General features: G+C 45.1%; 10 protein-coding genes and 1 pseudogene. 2 read left to right on the top strand and 9 right to left on the bottom strand.

The window, feature by feature from the left end; translation table 11 throughout:
- Positions 1-28 precede the first annotated feature (28 nt).
- From LRS05_RS03545 to LRS05_RS03525, 5 genes are all read right to left on the bottom strand, one after another.
- Entirely contained in the window at positions 29-772 is a 744-nt protein-coding gene (locus LRS05_RS03545) for a succinate dehydrogenase/fumarate reductase iron-sulfur subunit (RefSeq protein WP_257867057.1), read from the bottom strand.
- A 61-nt stretch (positions 773-833) separates the two neighbouring features.
- Positions 834-2,834 carry a fumarate reductase/succinate dehydrogenase flavoprotein subunit gene (locus LRS05_RS03540; RefSeq protein ID WP_257867056.1) on the bottom strand — a complete coding sequence of 667 codons (2,001 nt, stop codon included), beginning with the start codon at positions 2,832-2,834 and terminating at the stop codon, positions 834-836.
- A gap of 5 nt (positions 2,835-2,839) precedes the next feature.
- The gene (locus tag LRS05_RS03535) at positions 2,840-3,673 is read right to left on the bottom strand and encodes a succinate dehydrogenase cytochrome b subunit (RefSeq protein ID WP_257867055.1); all 834 of its coding nucleotides are present in this window, start codon (positions 3,671-3,673) and stop codon (positions 2,840-2,842) included.
- Positions 3,674-3,877: 204 nt separating this feature from the next.
- Entirely contained in the window at positions 3,878-4,729 is an 852-nt protein-coding gene (locus LRS05_RS03530) for a ChaN family lipoprotein (RefSeq protein WP_257869225.1), read from the bottom strand.
- A gap of 30 nt (positions 4,730-4,759) precedes the next feature.
- On the bottom strand, positions 4,760-5,344 hold the full coding sequence (locus tag LRS05_RS03525) for a hypothetical protein (protein WP_257867054.1): 585 nt from the start codon (positions 5,342-5,344) through the stop codon (positions 4,760-4,762).
- A gap of 35 nt (positions 5,345-5,379) precedes the next feature.
- On the opposite strand from LRS05_RS03525, the gene LRS05_RS03520 reads away from it, so the two are divergent.
- Both LRS05_RS03520 and LRS05_RS03515 read left to right on the top strand, forming a co-directional pair.
- Entirely contained in the window at positions 5,380-6,672 is a 1,293-nt protein-coding gene (locus LRS05_RS03520; RefSeq protein WP_257867053.1) for an aminopeptidase P family protein, read from the top strand.
- 60 nt (positions 6,673-6,732) lie between these two features.
- Complete coding sequence (locus LRS05_RS03515; protein ID WP_257867052.1) at positions 6,733-7,512, top strand: alpha/beta fold hydrolase; 780 nt, start codon at positions 6,733-6,735, stop codon at positions 7,510-7,512.
- 32 nt (positions 7,513-7,544) lie between these two features.
- Here the strand turns inward: LRS05_RS03515 and LRS05_RS03510 are convergent, their stop codons facing one another.
- The 4 genes and pseudogenes from LRS05_RS03510 to LRS05_RS03495 all read right to left on the bottom strand — a co-directional run bounded on the left by LRS05_RS03510 (position 7,545) and on the right by LRS05_RS03495 (position 16,234).
- Positions 7,545-10,316 carry a PD-(D/E)XK nuclease family protein gene (locus LRS05_RS03510; RefSeq protein WP_257869224.1) on the bottom strand — a complete coding sequence of 924 codons (2,772 nt, stop codon included), beginning with the start codon at positions 10,314-10,316 and terminating at the stop codon, positions 7,545-7,547.
- 65 nt (positions 10,317-10,381) lie between these two features.
- Positions 10,382-11,780, bottom strand: a pseudogene (locus LRS05_RS03505) (OmpA family protein).
- A 110-nt stretch (positions 11,781-11,890) separates the two neighbouring features.
- Positions 11,891-13,084, bottom strand: coding sequence for a glycine C-acetyltransferase (kbl, locus tag LRS05_RS03500; protein ID WP_257867051.1), 1,194 nt, complete (start codon positions 13,082-13,084; stop codon positions 11,891-11,893).
- 15 nt (positions 13,085-13,099) lie between these two features.
- Positions 13,100-16,234: an exodeoxyribonuclease V subunit beta gene (locus LRS05_RS03495; RefSeq protein ID WP_257867050.1), complete on the bottom strand. Its 3,135-nt coding sequence runs from the start codon at positions 16,232-16,234 to the stop codon at positions 13,100-13,102.
- Positions 16,235-16,293 lie beyond the last annotated feature (59 nt).

Here is a 16,293-nt window from a genome sequence, read left to right as displayed (position 1 = left end):
GTGCGTTCTATATAATAATTTGCAGTGATTATTTCACGCTGGCAAAAAGGTATTCCCTGTTCATGCGCGCTATATTTTCAAGAGAAATACCTTTAGGGCATTCCACTTCACATGCGCCGGTATTGGTACAGTTACCAAAGCCTTCTTCGTCCATTTTGTTTACCATGTTCAGTACGCGTTGTGTTGCTTCAACCTTACCTTGCGGAAGCAATGCAAACTGAGACACCTTAGCAGAAACAAACAGCATTGCAGAAGCATTCTTACAGCTCGCAACACACGCACCGCAGCCAATACACGTAGCCGCGTCAAACGAACGGTCAGCATCATGTTTCTTGATTGGGATTGCGTTTGCATCAATGGTGTTGCCTGATGTATTTACCGAGATGAAACCGCCCGCCTGCTGTATCCTGTCAAAAGAACTCCTGTCAACAACAAGGTCTTTTATTACAGGGAATGCCTTAGCGCGGAAAGGCTCAATATAAATAGTATCGCCATCTTTAAATTTGCGCATGTGCAGCTGGCAGGTCGTCACGCCCCTGTCCGGGCCGTGCGCTTCGCCGTTAATGAAAAGCGAACACATACCGCAAATACCCTCGCGGCAGTCATGGTCAAACGCTATCGGGTCTTCGCCTTTATTGTTCAGGTCTTCATTCAACACGTCAAGCATTTCAAGGAATGACATGTCGCCGGAAACATCGCTGATTTTATAATCAACCATTCTTCCTTTATCCCTGGCGTCTTTCTGGCGCCATATTTTTAAAGTCAAATTCATAACTTCAGTATTGAGTATTAAGTATTGAGTATTAAGACAAGCTCTTACTCAATCGAAAATCTTATTTATAACTACGTTGTACCAGTTTCACATTATCAAACACAAGCGGTTCTTTATGCAGAACTGCTTCGCTTGGTTTGCCGCGGTATTCCCATGCTGCAACATATGCAAAGTTTTCGTCATCACGCTGTGCTTCACCTTCTTCTGTTTGATACTCTTCACGGAAGTGTCCGCCGCAAGATTCGTTCCTGTGCAGTGCATCTTTCGCAAAAAGCTCGCCAAGTTCAAGGAAGTCGGCCACACGCATTGCCTTCTCCAGTTCCTGGTTAAAGCTGTACATATCACCCGGCACTTTCACATCGCGGTAGAATTCTTCGCGAAGTGCGGCAATTTCTCCAATGGCTTCAGTAAGTCCCTGAGCATTACGCGCCATACCTACCTTATCCCACATGATCTTGCCAAGGCGCTTATGGAAATGGTCAACCGTATGCGTACCCTTGTTGTTGATGAAACGCTCAAGCTGTGCCCTTACGTTGTTTTCAGCTTCTTCAAATTCAGGAAGGTCTGTAGATATTTTTCCTGTACGGATATCTTTCGCAAGATAGTCGCCAATTGTGTACGGCAGTACAAAGTAACCGTCAGCAAGGCCCTGCATAAGCGCTGAAGCGCCAAGCCTGTTTGCGCCGTGGTCTGAGAAGTTTGCCTCACCAATAGCGTAGCAGCCTTCAATGGTAGTCATAAGGTTGTAGTCAACCCAGATACCGCCCATAGTATAGTGAACCGCAGGGTAAATCATCATAGGGGTTACATACGGGTTCTCGTCCACAATCTTTTCATACATCTGGAAAAGATTACCGTATTTGTTCTCTATAACTTCTGTACCAAGCTTTTTCACAAGAGCTTCGTCCTCAGTATTAAGGCCTTTTATTTTTGCCTGCTCCTTACCATAACGGATGATTGCCGAAGCAAAGTCAAGGTAAACTGCCTCACCTGTCTTGTTCACGCCATACCCTGCATCACAACGCTCTTTGGCAGCGCGTGAGGCAACATCCCTCGGAACAAGGTTACCAAATGAAGGGTACCTTCTCTCAAGATAGTAATCCCTCTCTTCTTCAGAAAGGTCGGTAGGTTTTTTACGTCCTTCGCGGATTGCCTTTGCATCCTCAAGGTTTTTAGGCACCCATATACGCCCGTCATTACGAAGCGATTCCGACATCAGTGTAAGCTTACTCTGGTGGTCGCCCGAAACAGGGATACACGTCGGGTGAATCTGCGTATAGCAAGGGTTAGCAAAATATGCGCCCTTTTTATGTATTTTCCATGCGGCAGTTACGTTACTGCCCATTGCGTTAGTTGATAAGAAGAACACGTTACCGTATCCACCGGTACCAAGCACTACAGCGTGAGCCGAATGCCTTTCAAGCTCACCGGTAACAAGGTTACGCGCTATGATGCCGCGTGCTTTACCGTTTACAATAACAAGGTCCAGCATCTCGTGGCGGTTGTACATCTGTATCTTGCCACGCCCTATCTGGCGGTTCATGGCAGAATATGCACCCAACAGCAACTGCTGGCCTGTCTGGCCTTTTGCGTAGAATGTACGCGACACCAGCGTTCCACCAAAAGAACGGTTGTCAAGAAGCCCGCCATACTCGCGGGCCAACGGTACGCCCTGGGCCACACACTGGTCTATGATATTAGCCGAAACCTCTGCAAGGCGGTGTACGTTTGCTTCACGAGCACGGTAGTCGCCCCCTTTTACAGTATCATAGAAAAGGCGGAAGGTAGAGTCACCGTCACCCTGGTAATTCTTGGCAGCATTTATACCACCCTGTGCAGCGATTGAGTGTGCACGGCGTGGTGAATCCTGGAAACAAAATGCTTTTACATTATAACCCAGCTCGGCGAGCGTTGCTGCAGCAGAGCCACCGGCAAGGCCCGTACCCACAACAATAACGTCTATGTTACGCTTGTTGGCAGGGTTTACCAGGTTTATGTGGTTTTTATAGTCAGTCCATTTACTTGCAATAGGACCTTCAGGTATTTTAGAATCTAACGCCATTGTAATTAAGCTTTTAGAAGGAAATGAATGTATAGCGGGATGATAGCAAACAATAGCGGAACCACTATTGAGAATGCCTTACCGAAATTCTTTATAAACATATTGTAGCGCGGGTTGTTGGCGCCAAGCGACTGGAATGCACTGCCGAAACCATGCCATAAGTGAAAGCCAAGCGCAATCATGGCAATTACATACCCAATTGTACCTATAAGCCCGTACTGAGGGTCTTTAAAGAAGCCTACAGTAATTTTGTAAAGATCTTTGTAGCCGTCCTTGATTTTTACCTGGGCCTGCTTATCATAAAATTCTGTACGGTTTTTTATCTCTACCGCACCTTGTTGCACCTGAGCCACCGGAAGATAACCGCCGTCAGTAGTAAGGTAAAATTCCTGGTTCATGCCACCTGCATTTACATTGATGGTTGCCAGCGGCATCTTTTCATCAAAATGCATAACAGCCCAGAAGTTAGCCATGTGGGTAATAATGAAAACCAATATCACAGTACCAAGAACCGCCATATTGCGTGAAGCCCACACAGTGTTAGCCGCCTGGTTTTCATTTGCATACCGCACCGGCCTTGCTTTCCTGTTCTGTATTGTAAGCAAAATGCCGTCAATAGCATGGAAAATAATTGAAATGTAAGTAAGGTAAGAAAGCGCCTTTACTGCGGGGTTGCTTGTCATGAACAACGCATATTTGTTGAATGCGAGGCCATCGGCAAAGATGAGCTGTAAGTTACCTAGTAAGTGCCCGACAAGGAACAGGCAGAGAAATAAACCCGTTAAAGCCATCCAGTATTTCTTAGCGAGTGACGACTTTAATAGTGCAGATTTTGCCATAATGTAATATTAAGAATAAGGTTTTATTAAAAAACTACACAAAAATAAGATGAAAACCGCGCAACTACAACCTTTGCGCGCTAATTTATAATCAATATAAAGTAGGGAAATTTATCGCAAAATCGTACTTAAAATTTTAATATGTAAAATTTAAACTGACGCTCCCTGAAAATCTTTCAAACATTTACAACCGGCTAATCCTGCTTAGTATGTTTTTGTCATATCCTCATCAACCACAAGGATAAAATCAGCCTTGTTAAGATGTTCTGTTTCAAGAGTTGAAACGTCTTTTTGCGAGACAGCCGCAATGGTCACGATTTTTATACCCGGATTGTATTTCTTCAGGTACCAGTTGATACCTTCATAGTTATCGCTATGGTAAGTTCCGTTGTAGTGTATAAACAGAGTGCCTGGCTTCAGGCTTTTATTGATGAAATAGGCCATGGTAGCGTCTTTGATTGCCTGTGCTTTTGGTAGATTATCGCCCCCGTGACCACCTGCAATCTTCAGCATTTCCACATATCCCGGCAGCGTTGCGTCATACGCAATTGGCAGTGGGGCAATCCATTCTTTTTCTTCAGCTTTAAGATTATTTAGCTCTTCTAAACCCTTCTTATACACCATGCTGGCGTAGCGGCGGGGAACGTTAGTCGCAATAAACGGAAACTTCTTGTCTTTCGCGAAATCAACCAGCGGCTTGTAATCGGTCTTGTGGTTGTTCCAAAGTCGGGCAACGGTGTCAAATGCTTTTTGGTTGATTTGCCCGGTAAGGTACTGGTTGAGCTGTTTCTGGTTGTCAGCTTCTATCATCTCTGCACCGAGTACGAGGCTTTTCTTTTCAGCCAGGTCTTTCGTAAGTTCCAGCTGCAACCAGTGTATCAGGGAGTTGTCGTGATGTTCACCAAACAGCACCACCTGCGTATCTGCGGCAGCGGCAAGCAATTTTTTATAGGTTGTCTTTTTACCGTCTTTGATATACAGTTGGTAAGGCTGCTTGTCCTGTGCCTGCGCTGTTATTGAGAATATAAAGAGTAAAAACAGGTAGTGAAGTTTCATAATTTTCATCTGACAAAGTTACAATTTATTCTACTCTTCAAATTCATTTTCATTAATTTCCCTGATGTCATAAGCGCCATTTTCACGAAGATTTACATCGAAGAAAAAACAATAGTCAGAATCCGGCATACATAAATTAATCATTAGCGGAATCTTTCCTTTTTTCACCGCAACATCTATACCGGCGCTCTGCATAATCACATCTCCATAAGCCTCTCGGGGAATATATTTTTTAAAATCTTCCTGTTTAAATTTGATCGTATCTCCCAGTTTCCTGATTAGGTTGATTGTCGCCTCACGATAATTCAAAGTAGATTTATATCCATAAGCATCTACCGTTTTCTGAACATACACAATATTATCGTTATAAGTCTTCATAACCTTTAGGGTATCATGTCCGACAACAACAATCCCATACATTTCGGGAGTTGGCATGTTGGGCTCATAAACCAATTTTGGTGGCTTTTGCGGTATTGTATCAATTCCTTCCTTATCAGGAATTGCAACATCAGGAAGGTTTCTTCTACAACTTGAAGCAAGTAAAACAAAGGCTATAAACAGATATTGCAGTTTCATTTTTACAAAACGAGTAAAGATTACTCCCAAATATATCAACTTCTCACTATTTTTGGTATCCTAAAATCATCATCATGAAATACCACCAGATAGACAGCGCCCTTTTCATCAAGAACCGCAAAAAGTTTACCGCGCAGATGAAGCCTAAAAGCGTTGCTGTGTTCAACTCAAATGACATATACCCTATAAGCGCCGATAGTACAATGCCTTTTCAACAGCACCGTGATATCTTTTACCTGAGCGGCGTTGACCAGGAGGAAAGCATACTGTTGCTGTGCCCTGACGCTCCGTACGAACACCAGCGCGAGATGCTTTTCCTTCGCGAAACCAATGAGCATATCGCAATCTGGGAAGGTGAAAAACTGACTAAACAAAAGGCATTTGAAGTATCCGGGATTAAAACTGTGCACTGGCTGAAGGACTTCCACAAAGTGCTGTTTGAGATAATGACTTATACTGAAACCATATACATAAATACCAATGAACACTACCGTTCAGCTGTGGAAACAGAGACGCGTGAAGACCGTTTCATCAAGTGGTGGAAAGAGAAATATCCGGCGCATAACGTTGCTAAAAGTAACCCGATTTTACAGCGTTTACGTTCAGTAAAAGAGCAGGAAGAGCTTGACCTGATGCAGCATGCCTGCAACATTACCGAGAAGGGCTTCCGCCGACTATTGGGCTTTGTAAAGCCGGGCGTTATGGAATATGAAATTGAAGCGGAACTGATACATGAATTCGTCCGCAACCGTAGCAAAGGCTTTGCATATACGCCAATTATAGCATCGGGCAATAACGCTAATGTATTGCATTACATTGAAAACAACCAGGAGTGTAAGGCGGGCGACCTTATACTGCTTGATGTGGCTGCTGAATATGCCAACTACTCAAGCGACCTGAGCCGCACAATACCGGTTTCGGGCAGGTATACCGATAGGCAAAAAGCCGTGTACAACGCGGTGCTGAATGTCAAAAACGAAGCTACCAAAATGTTGGTTCCCGGCACATTGTGGAAGGAGTACCATGTAGAAGTCGGCAAGGTAATGACATCAGAATTGCTTGGCCTGGGCCTGCTTGACAAAGCTGATGTGCAGAACGAAAACCCTGACTGGCCGGCTTACAAAAAGTACTTCATGCACGGCACATCGCATCATCTGGGGCTTGATACGCATGACTACGGATTGTTGGTTGAGCCTATGCGGGCTAACATGGTATTTACTGTGGAACCGGGTATTTATATCCCTGCGGAAGGCTTCGGTATTCGCCTGGAAGACAACGTGGTAATACAAGAAACCGGTGAGCCGTTCAACCTGATGCGTAATATTCCGATTGAGGTTGAAGAGATTGAGGAACTTATGAATCAGTAGTTTTGAGTCACAATCGCAGTTTTCAGGCCTCCTGAACTTTAAACTTTCTAACTTTCAACTTTGGAACTACGGTACAAAAACACCTCCATCGCCTACACTGATTCCGGTAAAGGAACAGCTGTGGTACTGCTGCACGGGCACATATTGAACCGCGGCATGTGGGATGCTTTTGTACCTGAGTTTTCAAGGAAATACCGTGTGATTGCTATAGATTTGCTAGGGCACGGCGACACGGGATGCCTGGGTTACATCCATAGCATGGAAGACATGGCCGACGCCGTCCATGCCGTGCTGGCGGAGCTGAGGATACGCAAGGCTATCTTTGTGGGGCACAGCATGGGAGGCTATGTTTCGCTGGCATTTGCAGAGCTTTATCCTGATATGATGAAGGGCCTTGTACTGGTAAATTCTACCTCGAGAGCAGACAGCGACGAGCGCAAAGCCAACCGGGACCGTGCCATAAAAGCCGTGAAGCAAAACAAGGAAATCTTCGTTCGGATGTCGGTCGGGAATCTCTTTAGCGAGGAGAACCGGGAGCGGCTTGCGGAGGAAATCGAGCAAACGAAACTCGAAGCGCTGAAAACACCGGTGCATGGCATCGTGGCAGCACTTGAAGGAATGAAAGTACGCAATGACCGCGAGGTAATACTGCACTTCGCACCTTACCCTATCTTGCTGATTTTAGGGAAGAAAGACCCTGTACTGGTATATGAAGATAATGTAGAACAAGTTGAAAATACATCGGTAAAATTGATTACATACGATGGCGGACACATGAGCCATATTGAGAATTGTGAAGAAATTGTTAAAGACCTTTTTGAGTTCTTTAAATCATGTTAACCTGTAAGCCTACACTTACATAAACTGTGAAATTAACTTGTCTTTTCTTCAAACGGCAGAGCAGGGTTTAAGATTTCATTAACAAGCAGGATGAGCTGGGTTTTGAATTCCTCCAACATTGCCTCATTTATAATTTCAGTTGTCGAATTTTTATCATAGGCATCCTTAAAACAAAAATTCATAAATCCGGCTTTCATGTTTTTGAATGAGATGACTCCGGTTTCCATTTCGAGGCCGTTTGCCAAAGGCTCATACATGAAAGCATACGTCAAAAGCTGAATCGCTTTCTCATTTTTCAGGTCGGCTGTAAGGCCGGTCCAATCTTTTAGTACAAGGTTGCCTTTTTCAACTTTTCCGGTTTTATAGTCAATAATGCGAATCTTATCGTTTCGCTGCTCAATCCGGTCAATATTTCCTGAAATCAGCACCGGGTATGGCAGGCGGCTATCTTCCAGCCAACGCTCAAATTTCGTTTCGAGGGCTATAATTTTTACGGCATCACCATCAGCCAGCTGTTTCTTTTCGATGGAAAGAAAATTATGCACATTGCGTTTCGCTACTTCAAAAGCCAAAAGGTTACGACCTTTGCGTATTTCGCCCTCGCGGTACACTTCGGTAAACTGGCGCATCACTTCATCATCCGCCAAAACCGACATGGCAGCGACATCCTCAACCGTGATGAACTTATCAATGTAGGGCTTGTACAATTGCTCCAGCGCACCGTGAATTATTGTGCCGAGGGTGTTAAGGGCGATGCTCTCTTCCACCTCATCTGCCTCGCGGATGCGCAGCACCCGCTGGTAATAAAACTGCATCGGGTTGCGTATATACCCCGTAAGCGCTGAGGGTGAAAATCCGCTAACCGTGGCAATTTCTTTAAGCCGTTCCTGCACGGTGGCACTTTTGGGCACCACCATGGGCTCATAGGCTTTGGCCGGGAGCTTGGCGTTGTACACCTGGACCGTAAGGTTATGCGCAGGCTGCTTTTCAATCTCAAGCTGGGTAAGGAAACGGCTGCGCTCGCCGGCATCAAGCCCTTCGCTTTCGGTATTATACAGCAGGTAAATATTCTTCGCGCGAAGCAGCAAATGATAAAAGTGGTAGCTGTAAATCGCGTCTTTTTCTTTGTAGGTTGGCAGGCCCAGTTCACGCTTTACATCATACGGAATGAATGAAGTCCCTGATTTGCCTGTCGGCAGTTTACCCTCGTTCATTGATGTGATGATTACGTTCTCAAAATCAAGGACCCGGCTTTCCAGCACTCCCATAATCTGCAGGCCAGAGAGCGGCTCGCCTTCAAACGAAACTTCTGCAAGGTCAGCCACCTGCTTGTAGGTCTGGTACAACAGCTGCACCGTATTCATCTGCGGGTGCGTGGTGTGGTAATTGATGAGTTTGTTGATGACTTTATAAATAGAATACAAAAATGCCTTACTTACCTTATCATCTTCGGCATCCGTATCCATGAATGATTTAAGGGCAAGCAGTATATCTGAAAGCCTGTTGAGTATCGCAGCAACATCATCATCCCAACGCTCAAAAAGCAGTTTAAATAATGGAGCGGCCTCTCCCTGAATCTCAAATAATTTATTAAGCGAAAAGAATGTCAGGTTGTTTTTGTTGATGATGCGCACCAAATCTGCAGCGCCAACATACGGCTCTATCAACGGGTGCGTAAGTACGTCCAAAACTTCTTTGTAATACAGCGTATAGCTCTTTTCGTTTCGGCCAAGGGCATTGGTGTGCAGCCTGAAAAGCTTATGTACCAATATCTGTGCAGGGTTGTTTTTGCTGCTATAGCCCATGGTAATATTAAGGCTGCCCACCTCCTCCGGCAGGCTGTACAGCATAGGTATGAGCATATTCTCTTCGCCTAAAACCAAAGCTGTCCTGTCAAGGCTGTGGCCCTGCTTCTGTAGTTTACCAATAATATTCCCTGCAATCCTGGCCTGGCCTATTGTTTTGGGCGTACCAATAATCTCAATGTTTTTTTCCTGGCTAAACTCATCCACAATCCATTCAAAAGGCTGGCTTTGGTACTCTCTCCATCCGCGTTGGAATTTCCTGATGAAGTGCCCCGCGTCATGGTATGGGTCATTCAAAAACACATGGTCAATGTCCCAGTATATTTCACCGTGCCCGTCATTAACCAGGTGGCGGATGATTGTTTCTTCCGCAGCATTAAGTGCATTAAAACCTGCAAAAATTATTTTCTTTTTGGTGAAAGCTGATGAGTAGTGGCTCACGTTATTAACGGCCTCACGGTATATGAGCCCCTGGTAACCCGTGCCCATATCAAGCAGGTGTTTGTACAGGCTTTCATAATACAGTGGCAGGAGGCTATGGAAATCAAGGTAGTTGCCTATCATTTCCGTGCGCTTGTCAACATCTACAGCCCAATGCTCAATGTCATTGATGTTCTTAAGGTAAGACAGTACAAACTTCGGGTCAAGCAGGTAGCGGTCTATCTCGTTGAAATCCTGCAGCAGCGTTTTTCCCCAGTTGGCAAAAGTTTCAAACGGCTGGCATTTTTCAACCGGAGTTACACTGCAATACACCCCGTAAAATTCAAACAACAGTTCTATAGGGTCAATGCTGCGTATGCCTGCCATGTCCTGAACAAAATCTTCAATGCTTACAATTTCAGGTGCGAAAACCGTACCTGTAAGCTGCTTTTTCAGCGCTTCCAACAAAAAAATACGTGCACGCTTATTAGGTAAAACTATGATAATATCGCTGATGTGTGAGCGATGGTGTGCCAGTATCTGGGTGGTGAGCTTGTCTAAAAAAGTTGGGAAAGGCATGGTATAAAAATAAAAAAACGCCCCGGATAATCCGGAGCGTTCTTTCAATTTATTTAAGGGTAACCTTATTCTTTGATAAGTTTCACTTCAACCCTTCTGTTTTGGGCTTTGCCTTTAGCAGTTTTGTTAGAAGCGATTGGCTTAGTTTCACCGAAACCTGTAGACATTAGCCTGTCAGCAGCGATACCGTTTTCAATCAGGTAGTTTTTCACAGCAGCAGCCCTGTTTTCAGATAGTGTCTGGTTAAGTGCATTGCTACCGTCACTGTCAGTGTGGCCTTCAATGCTGAACCTTGCCTGAGGGTACTCTTTGAATATCCTGTTCATGTTTTCAAGTACAGGAAGTGTTTCATCTTTGAAAGTAGCTTTACCACTGTTGAACAGGATAGTCCTTGCATACTCGTTAAGACGCTTCATTACTTCTTCAGTAACTTCAGGACATCCGCGGTTTGCAGCAGTACCAGGTACGTTAGGGCAAAGGTCATCTTTGTCAAGTACACCATCGTTGTCTGTATCTGGCCATGGGCAACCGTTGTTTTCACGTGGACCGGCTACATCCGGACACCTGTCATCTTTATCAGCAACACCGTCACCGTCTTTGTCAGGGCATCCTTGTAGTTCTTTAGGACCCTGCAACTTCAGGACAAGCGTCATTTTTATCAGCTATACCGTCACCGTCTGTATCAGGACATCCGTTGAATTCAGCAAGACCTGCAACTTCAGGACATTCATCCTGGCTATCCTGGATTCCGTCACCATCTGTGTCAGGACATCCCTGGAATTGCTTAAGGCCTGGTACTTCAGGGCAAAGATCGTCTTTGTCGAAGATACCGTCTTTGTCTGTGTCTTTACCTCCGAATTTGAAAGTAAGACCTGCAAAGTGCTGTAGGTGCCTAGGCACGTTAGCATCCATTTCATCTTCAAATGTATGCTTGTATGTAGATTGTAGTGTAATACCCACATTCTCTGTAATCCAGAAGTTGATACCAAGGCCACCGTTTACTGTACCGTTACCTTGCTCATCAATCCAGGTATAACCACCACCTACATGTAGGTAAGGGTCAAACCATTTTGTACCGATAAGGTTAAGGAAGCTGTACCTGATGATACCATCTACGCCATAATACGTAAGGTCACCCGGATTTGTAACTATGTAATCAGGAGTACCAGACTGGCGAGTAACCAGCTTATCAATCCTGTTTACTGATCCTGTAACACCGAAAGAGAAGTTGTCTCCTACGTGCCTTGACACAGTAAGGTAAGATACTGAAGGGATGATGTTCCAGTTGTCACGTGCATTGAAATAGTTGCTGAACATGTCACTAAACGTTGATGCCTGGCCAATTCTCGTATCTACCGCATTGGCACCGAACGAGATAGCCCATGGATTGTTTTCATCCTGAGCCTGGGCATTCAGCCCCATTGCCAGCAGGACAGCAACAAATAATTTGTTAAGATGTCTCATACTTTTTTGTTTTAATTACATATAGGTTATACAGAGCAAATTTAGGTTGTTAAAATCTAACAGCAAAACGATTTATTAAAAATTATCCTACGCAGATTTATAAAATGTAGTTAAATTACCGTTAAATTGGTGCCAACCTCTGTAAAAGCCGCAATGGCTTTGTCAAGATGCTCCTGTGTATGTGCTGCCGAGAGCTGTACGCGTATCCTCGCTTTGCCCTTTGGCACCACCGGGAAAAAGAAGCCTATCACATAGATGCCTTTTTTCAGCAATTCATCGGCCATGGTTTGTGAAAGCTGTGCATCATACAGCATTACAGGTACGATGGCAGAGTCGCCGTCAATAATGTCAAAGCCTGCTTTTTTCATGCCTTCTTTAAAATAGTTGGTGTTCCACTCCAGCTTATCGCGAAGTGCAGTATCTTTTTCAAGAAGTTCGAATACCTTAAGTGATGCACCAACTATAGATGGAGCAAGTGAGTTTGAAAACAGGTATGGCCTTGAACGCTGCCTTAGTATCTCTATGATTTCTTTTTTGGCTGTAGTATAGCCACCCATTGCACCGCCCAGCGCTTTGCCCAGCGTGCCGGTAATGATGTCTACCCTGCCCATAACACCTTTTGCCTCGAGTGTGCCTTTACCGGTAGCGCCTATAAAGCCTGCGGCGTGGCACTCGTCAACCATTACCATGGCATCATACTTGTCGGCCAGGTCGCATATTTTGTCAAGTGATGCCACGATGCCGTCCATAGAGAAAACACCGTCTGTCACGATAAGCTTGAACCTGTGCCCGGCTTCGGTAGCTTTTATAAGCTGCTCTTCAAGCTCCTGCATGTTGTTGTTTTCATAGCGGTAGCGGGCAGCCTTGCAAAGACGCACACCATCTATAATAGACGCATGGTTAAGGCTATCACTGATTATGCAGTCTTCTTCACCCAGCAATGGCTCAAACACACCACCGTTGGCATCAAAGGCCGCGGCATATAATATAGTATCTTCCGTGCCGTAGAAATCGGCTATTTTTTGCTCCAGTTGTTTGTGGATGTCCTGCGTGCCGCAAATAAAGCGCACACTTGACATACCGAAGCCGTGGGTATCCAGCGCATCTTTAGCGGCCTGCACCACTTCCGGGTGGCTTGACAGCCCAAGGTAATTGTTGGCGCAGAAGTTCAGTACTTTCTGACCGTTATCCAGTGTTATCTCAGCTCCTTGCGGCGAAGCGATAACGCGTTCCTTTTTATAAAGGCCGTTTTCTTTTATTTGCTCCAGCTCTGATGCTAAATGCTCTTTAATTTTTCCGTACATATTTTTAGTTTGTTGTTAGTTTATATTTACGACCTCAATAGTTTCTCCTATATATATTAATGACTTACCCCTTATCTCAAACCCCATACCCTGCAAAGCTAAGGCATAATCATTAAGCTGCTTTTCGTACCGTGCCGAATGCGCGCCGGTTTTATAGTCAAGCAGCCATGCCTTTCCGTCTTTTACGGCCACCCTGTCCGGTTTTATATTCGGCATGCCATGGCTGATGATGTTGCGCTCGTTAAAAACCGTAACGCCCTCAGCAAAATACTCCCGCAACTGCGGATGGCTTACCACTTGTCGTAATGTTTCTGCCACTTCATCCTGCTGCGCTATGGTTATAAGGCCGCTTTCCGTAGCTTTCATTATTGCCTTTGGTATGTCATGCTCATTTTCAATGAACGCAAATATCTCGTGCATCACATTACCAAACTCTATGGCCCTGCCGCGTTGCGTATCCCACATAAGTGATTCACGCCTGGCAATCTTTACAGCCTCCATGTTAAGGCGTTGGGATACTACTTCAATAAGCCTTTGGTTATTTTGGTGCTTCTCACCTTTAGAAAGTTTCGCGCCATCCCCAAATTCATAGGTATTCTTTGTGTTATCAAACAATCCCTTATTCTGGAGGAATTTAATGAAGTAGGATGACATATTGTTCGTAAGCTCGCCACGAGATGTAAAATTACGGTTGGTGATGATGTACAGCTGCTCTTCAGCTCTTGTAAGCGCTACATACAGCACATTTATATTGTCCAGCAGCTCTTCCTGCGATTTCGCTTCATACAAAGCCGCGGCATTTTCGCCATATTCGCTCACTTCTTTTTTACTGTCGATCAACGCTTTCTGCAGGCCGAGGGTTTCATCATCAATATCCAGCCACATTTTGCTTCGCGGAGCGCGGGCGTAGTCTTCCTCCGCAAACGGGAAAATAACAACCGGAAACTCCAGGCCCTTGCTTTTGTGAATGGTCATTATACGCACGGCGTCATCGCCTTCAGGTGAAGGTATGCTAAACTTAGAGCCGTTATTATCCCAATAGTCCAGAAAGTCGGCAATGCCGCTTTGCACCCGTACATCGCGTTCAAGCACCAGGTCGAGGAAATACTGCACATAGCTTTGGTTGCTGCTTTCTTTTATGAATGCGCCTATGATAGTCTCAACGGCCTCATACAACGACTTCTTCCTGCACGCACCGAAAGATATAGCGATACCATGACCTTTTAAATAAGCTTCAAGTTCTGCTTCGCCACCCTGCATTCCGGCCTTTATAAAGCTGTGGATATCCTGTGTGCGGCTCTTACCGGCAAAATAAAGAAACTGTGCCTTAGCCTCAATATTCTCATTGCTCTTCAGGTACCGCAGCAGGCTAATGATAAGCTTTACTTCAGTAGCATTTTCTATAAGCAGTGTTTCGCTGGAGAGTATCGGTATCTCATGCTCCGTTAGGTAGTTTGCCAGCAATACCCCCGGCTGCCTTTTCCGTGTGAGTAGTACGATATCTTTATAGGCAAACCCCTTAGCGCGGATATCCATTATCGTGGCGAGCGTTGCTTCAAGGTAGCGCTCGTCTTTTTCCGCGGCTTCCTCGTCATCGGCCAATATTTCCGGCAGGAAGGTAATATTTACATACCCGCCTTCTTTCGCATTGGTCTCCTGGCGACTGTAAGTACTGTAAAGTTCCTTATAATCTTCGTTAGTAAACTCATCCGCTAAAAACTCAAAAAAGCTATTATTGAAGCCAATTACCTCGCTGTAACTGCGGAAGTTCTTCCCCAGCTGCACCATTTGCTTGTCAGGGTTGCTAAAAGGGTTCTCATCTTTCGCTAAGGCTATGAACTGCTCTGCTTTTCCGCCGCGCCAGCGATAGATGGACTGCTTCGGGTCACCTACAATCATGAGCGTACCGGCATCGCCTGCCATATCCTGTCCTGCAAGGGCGTTGTCAATAAGCGGAATCAGGTTATTCCATTGCATCGCTGAAGTGTCCTGAAACTCATCGATAAAAAAGTGCCTATATTTTTCACCCAGCCTTTCATAAATAAACGGCGCAGGCTGGCTTTGTATCTCTTTGTGGATGATGGCATTGAACTCAGATATTGAAAGCAGGTTTTGCTCTTTCTGTATACGCTCCAGCTCCTGGCTTATAGAGTTGAGTAATGACAGCGGCGTAATATTCTTTAGGAATGCCGAGTAGAAATTCTTCTTCTCGTAATTGGCATACACCTTCGCCAGCACCGATAATAGCTCCGGAGTCAGGCTTTCGATGATGTCCCTGTCCCTTGCTGTTTTATTGACCTTTATATCTTCGGGAAGCTTGTATTTTTTATGACTCGACTTGAGTTCATTATTTATGATGTAGCCGATATGGTTCGGGAAATGCCCTGCCGAGAATGACTTGGGGTCGATGCCGTTGCTTTCCAGCATTTCATTCAACCGGTTGCCAAGCGCAATGCATTCATGTTCCAAAGCGCTCACCGCCTGCCGCAGCTTTTCTTTTATGAAAAGAAACTCTTCTATATTCTTATCGTGAAACTGAGTCAGCTCATTCCTGTGGTTTTCATTGATGAGCAGCTTTCCCGTCTCAAACAGTTCATAAGTGATGTCCCAGCTTTTGTCGTCATCTGTTTTCGAGAGTGAGAAATCAACCAGCAATGATGTCAGCACATCGTTTTCCCCCGCCTTGGCAATGATGGCATCAACCGCTTCCTGCAAAAGGTTTTCACTCTCCAGCGATACGTCAAAAGTTACCGGCAGGTTCAGGTCATGCGCAAAGGCGCGTATTACCTTGTGTGTAAATTTATCTATTGTAGATATATCAAATGCGGCATAGTTGTGTATGATGTTTTTGATGATGGCGCGCGACTTGTCTTTTATCGTAGCAAGTGACAGCCCTGTCTCTTCGTGGAGCACCTGCATGAGCGCATCTGCCCGCGGCGGCACCTCATCTTTGGCAAAATCACTCAGGCTGGCTACTATCCTGCCCTTCATCTCTTCTACCGCTTTGTTGGTAAAAGTTATGGCGAGTATCTTGCGGTAAGCATCATCGGTTTTGGCCTGCAGCACAATCTTCAGGTATTCTTTTACCAGCGTAAAAGTCTTGCCTGAGCCTGCCGATGCGTTGTAGATGGAGAATGCTGCTTTTGCCATACTACAAATATAGGAAACCTGCGATGCTATCCCCTCAGCTTTCAATTGTATCACAATAA

This window comes from Flavobacterium sp. J372 (assembly GCF_024699965.1).
In the GTDB taxonomy this organism is placed as follows: Bacteria; Bacteroidota; Bacteroidia; order Flavobacteriales; family Flavobacteriaceae; genus Flavobacterium.
Note: the sequence above shows the minus strand (reverse complement) of the source record. Positions and strands in the feature narration are given on the sequence as shown.

Bases quoted from the DNA above. Each gene is read 5' to 3' on its own strand.
- kbl (WP_257867051.1), bottom strand. From the start codon at position 13,084: ATGTACGGAAAAATTAAAGAGCATTTAGCATCAGAGCTGGAGCAAATA.
- LRS05_RS03520 (WP_257867053.1), top strand. From the start codon at position 5,380: ATGAAATACCACCAGATAGACAGCGCCCTTTTCATCAAGAACCGCAAA.
- LRS05_RS03540 (WP_257867056.1), bottom strand. From the start codon at position 2,834: ATGGCGTTAGATTCTAAAATACCTGAAGGTCCTATTGCAAGTAAATGG.
- LRS05_RS03535 (WP_257867055.1), bottom strand. From the start codon at position 3,673: ATGGCAAAATCTGCACTATTAAAGTCGTCACTCGCTAAGAAATACTGG.
- LRS05_RS03530 (WP_257869225.1), bottom strand. From the start codon at position 4,729: ATGAAACTTCACTACCTGTTTTTACTCTTTATATTCTCAATAACAGCG.
- LRS05_RS03545 (WP_257867057.1), bottom strand. From the start codon at position 772: ATGAATTTGACTTTAAAAATATGGCGCCAGAAAGACGCCAGGGATAAA.
- LRS05_RS03495 (WP_257867050.1), bottom strand. From the start codon at position 16,234: ATGGCAAAAGCAGCATTCTCCATCTACAACGCATCGGCAGGCTCAGGC.
- LRS05_RS03510 (WP_257869224.1), bottom strand. From the start codon at position 10,316: ATGCCTTTCCCAACTTTTTTAGACAAGCTCACCACCCAGATACTGGCA.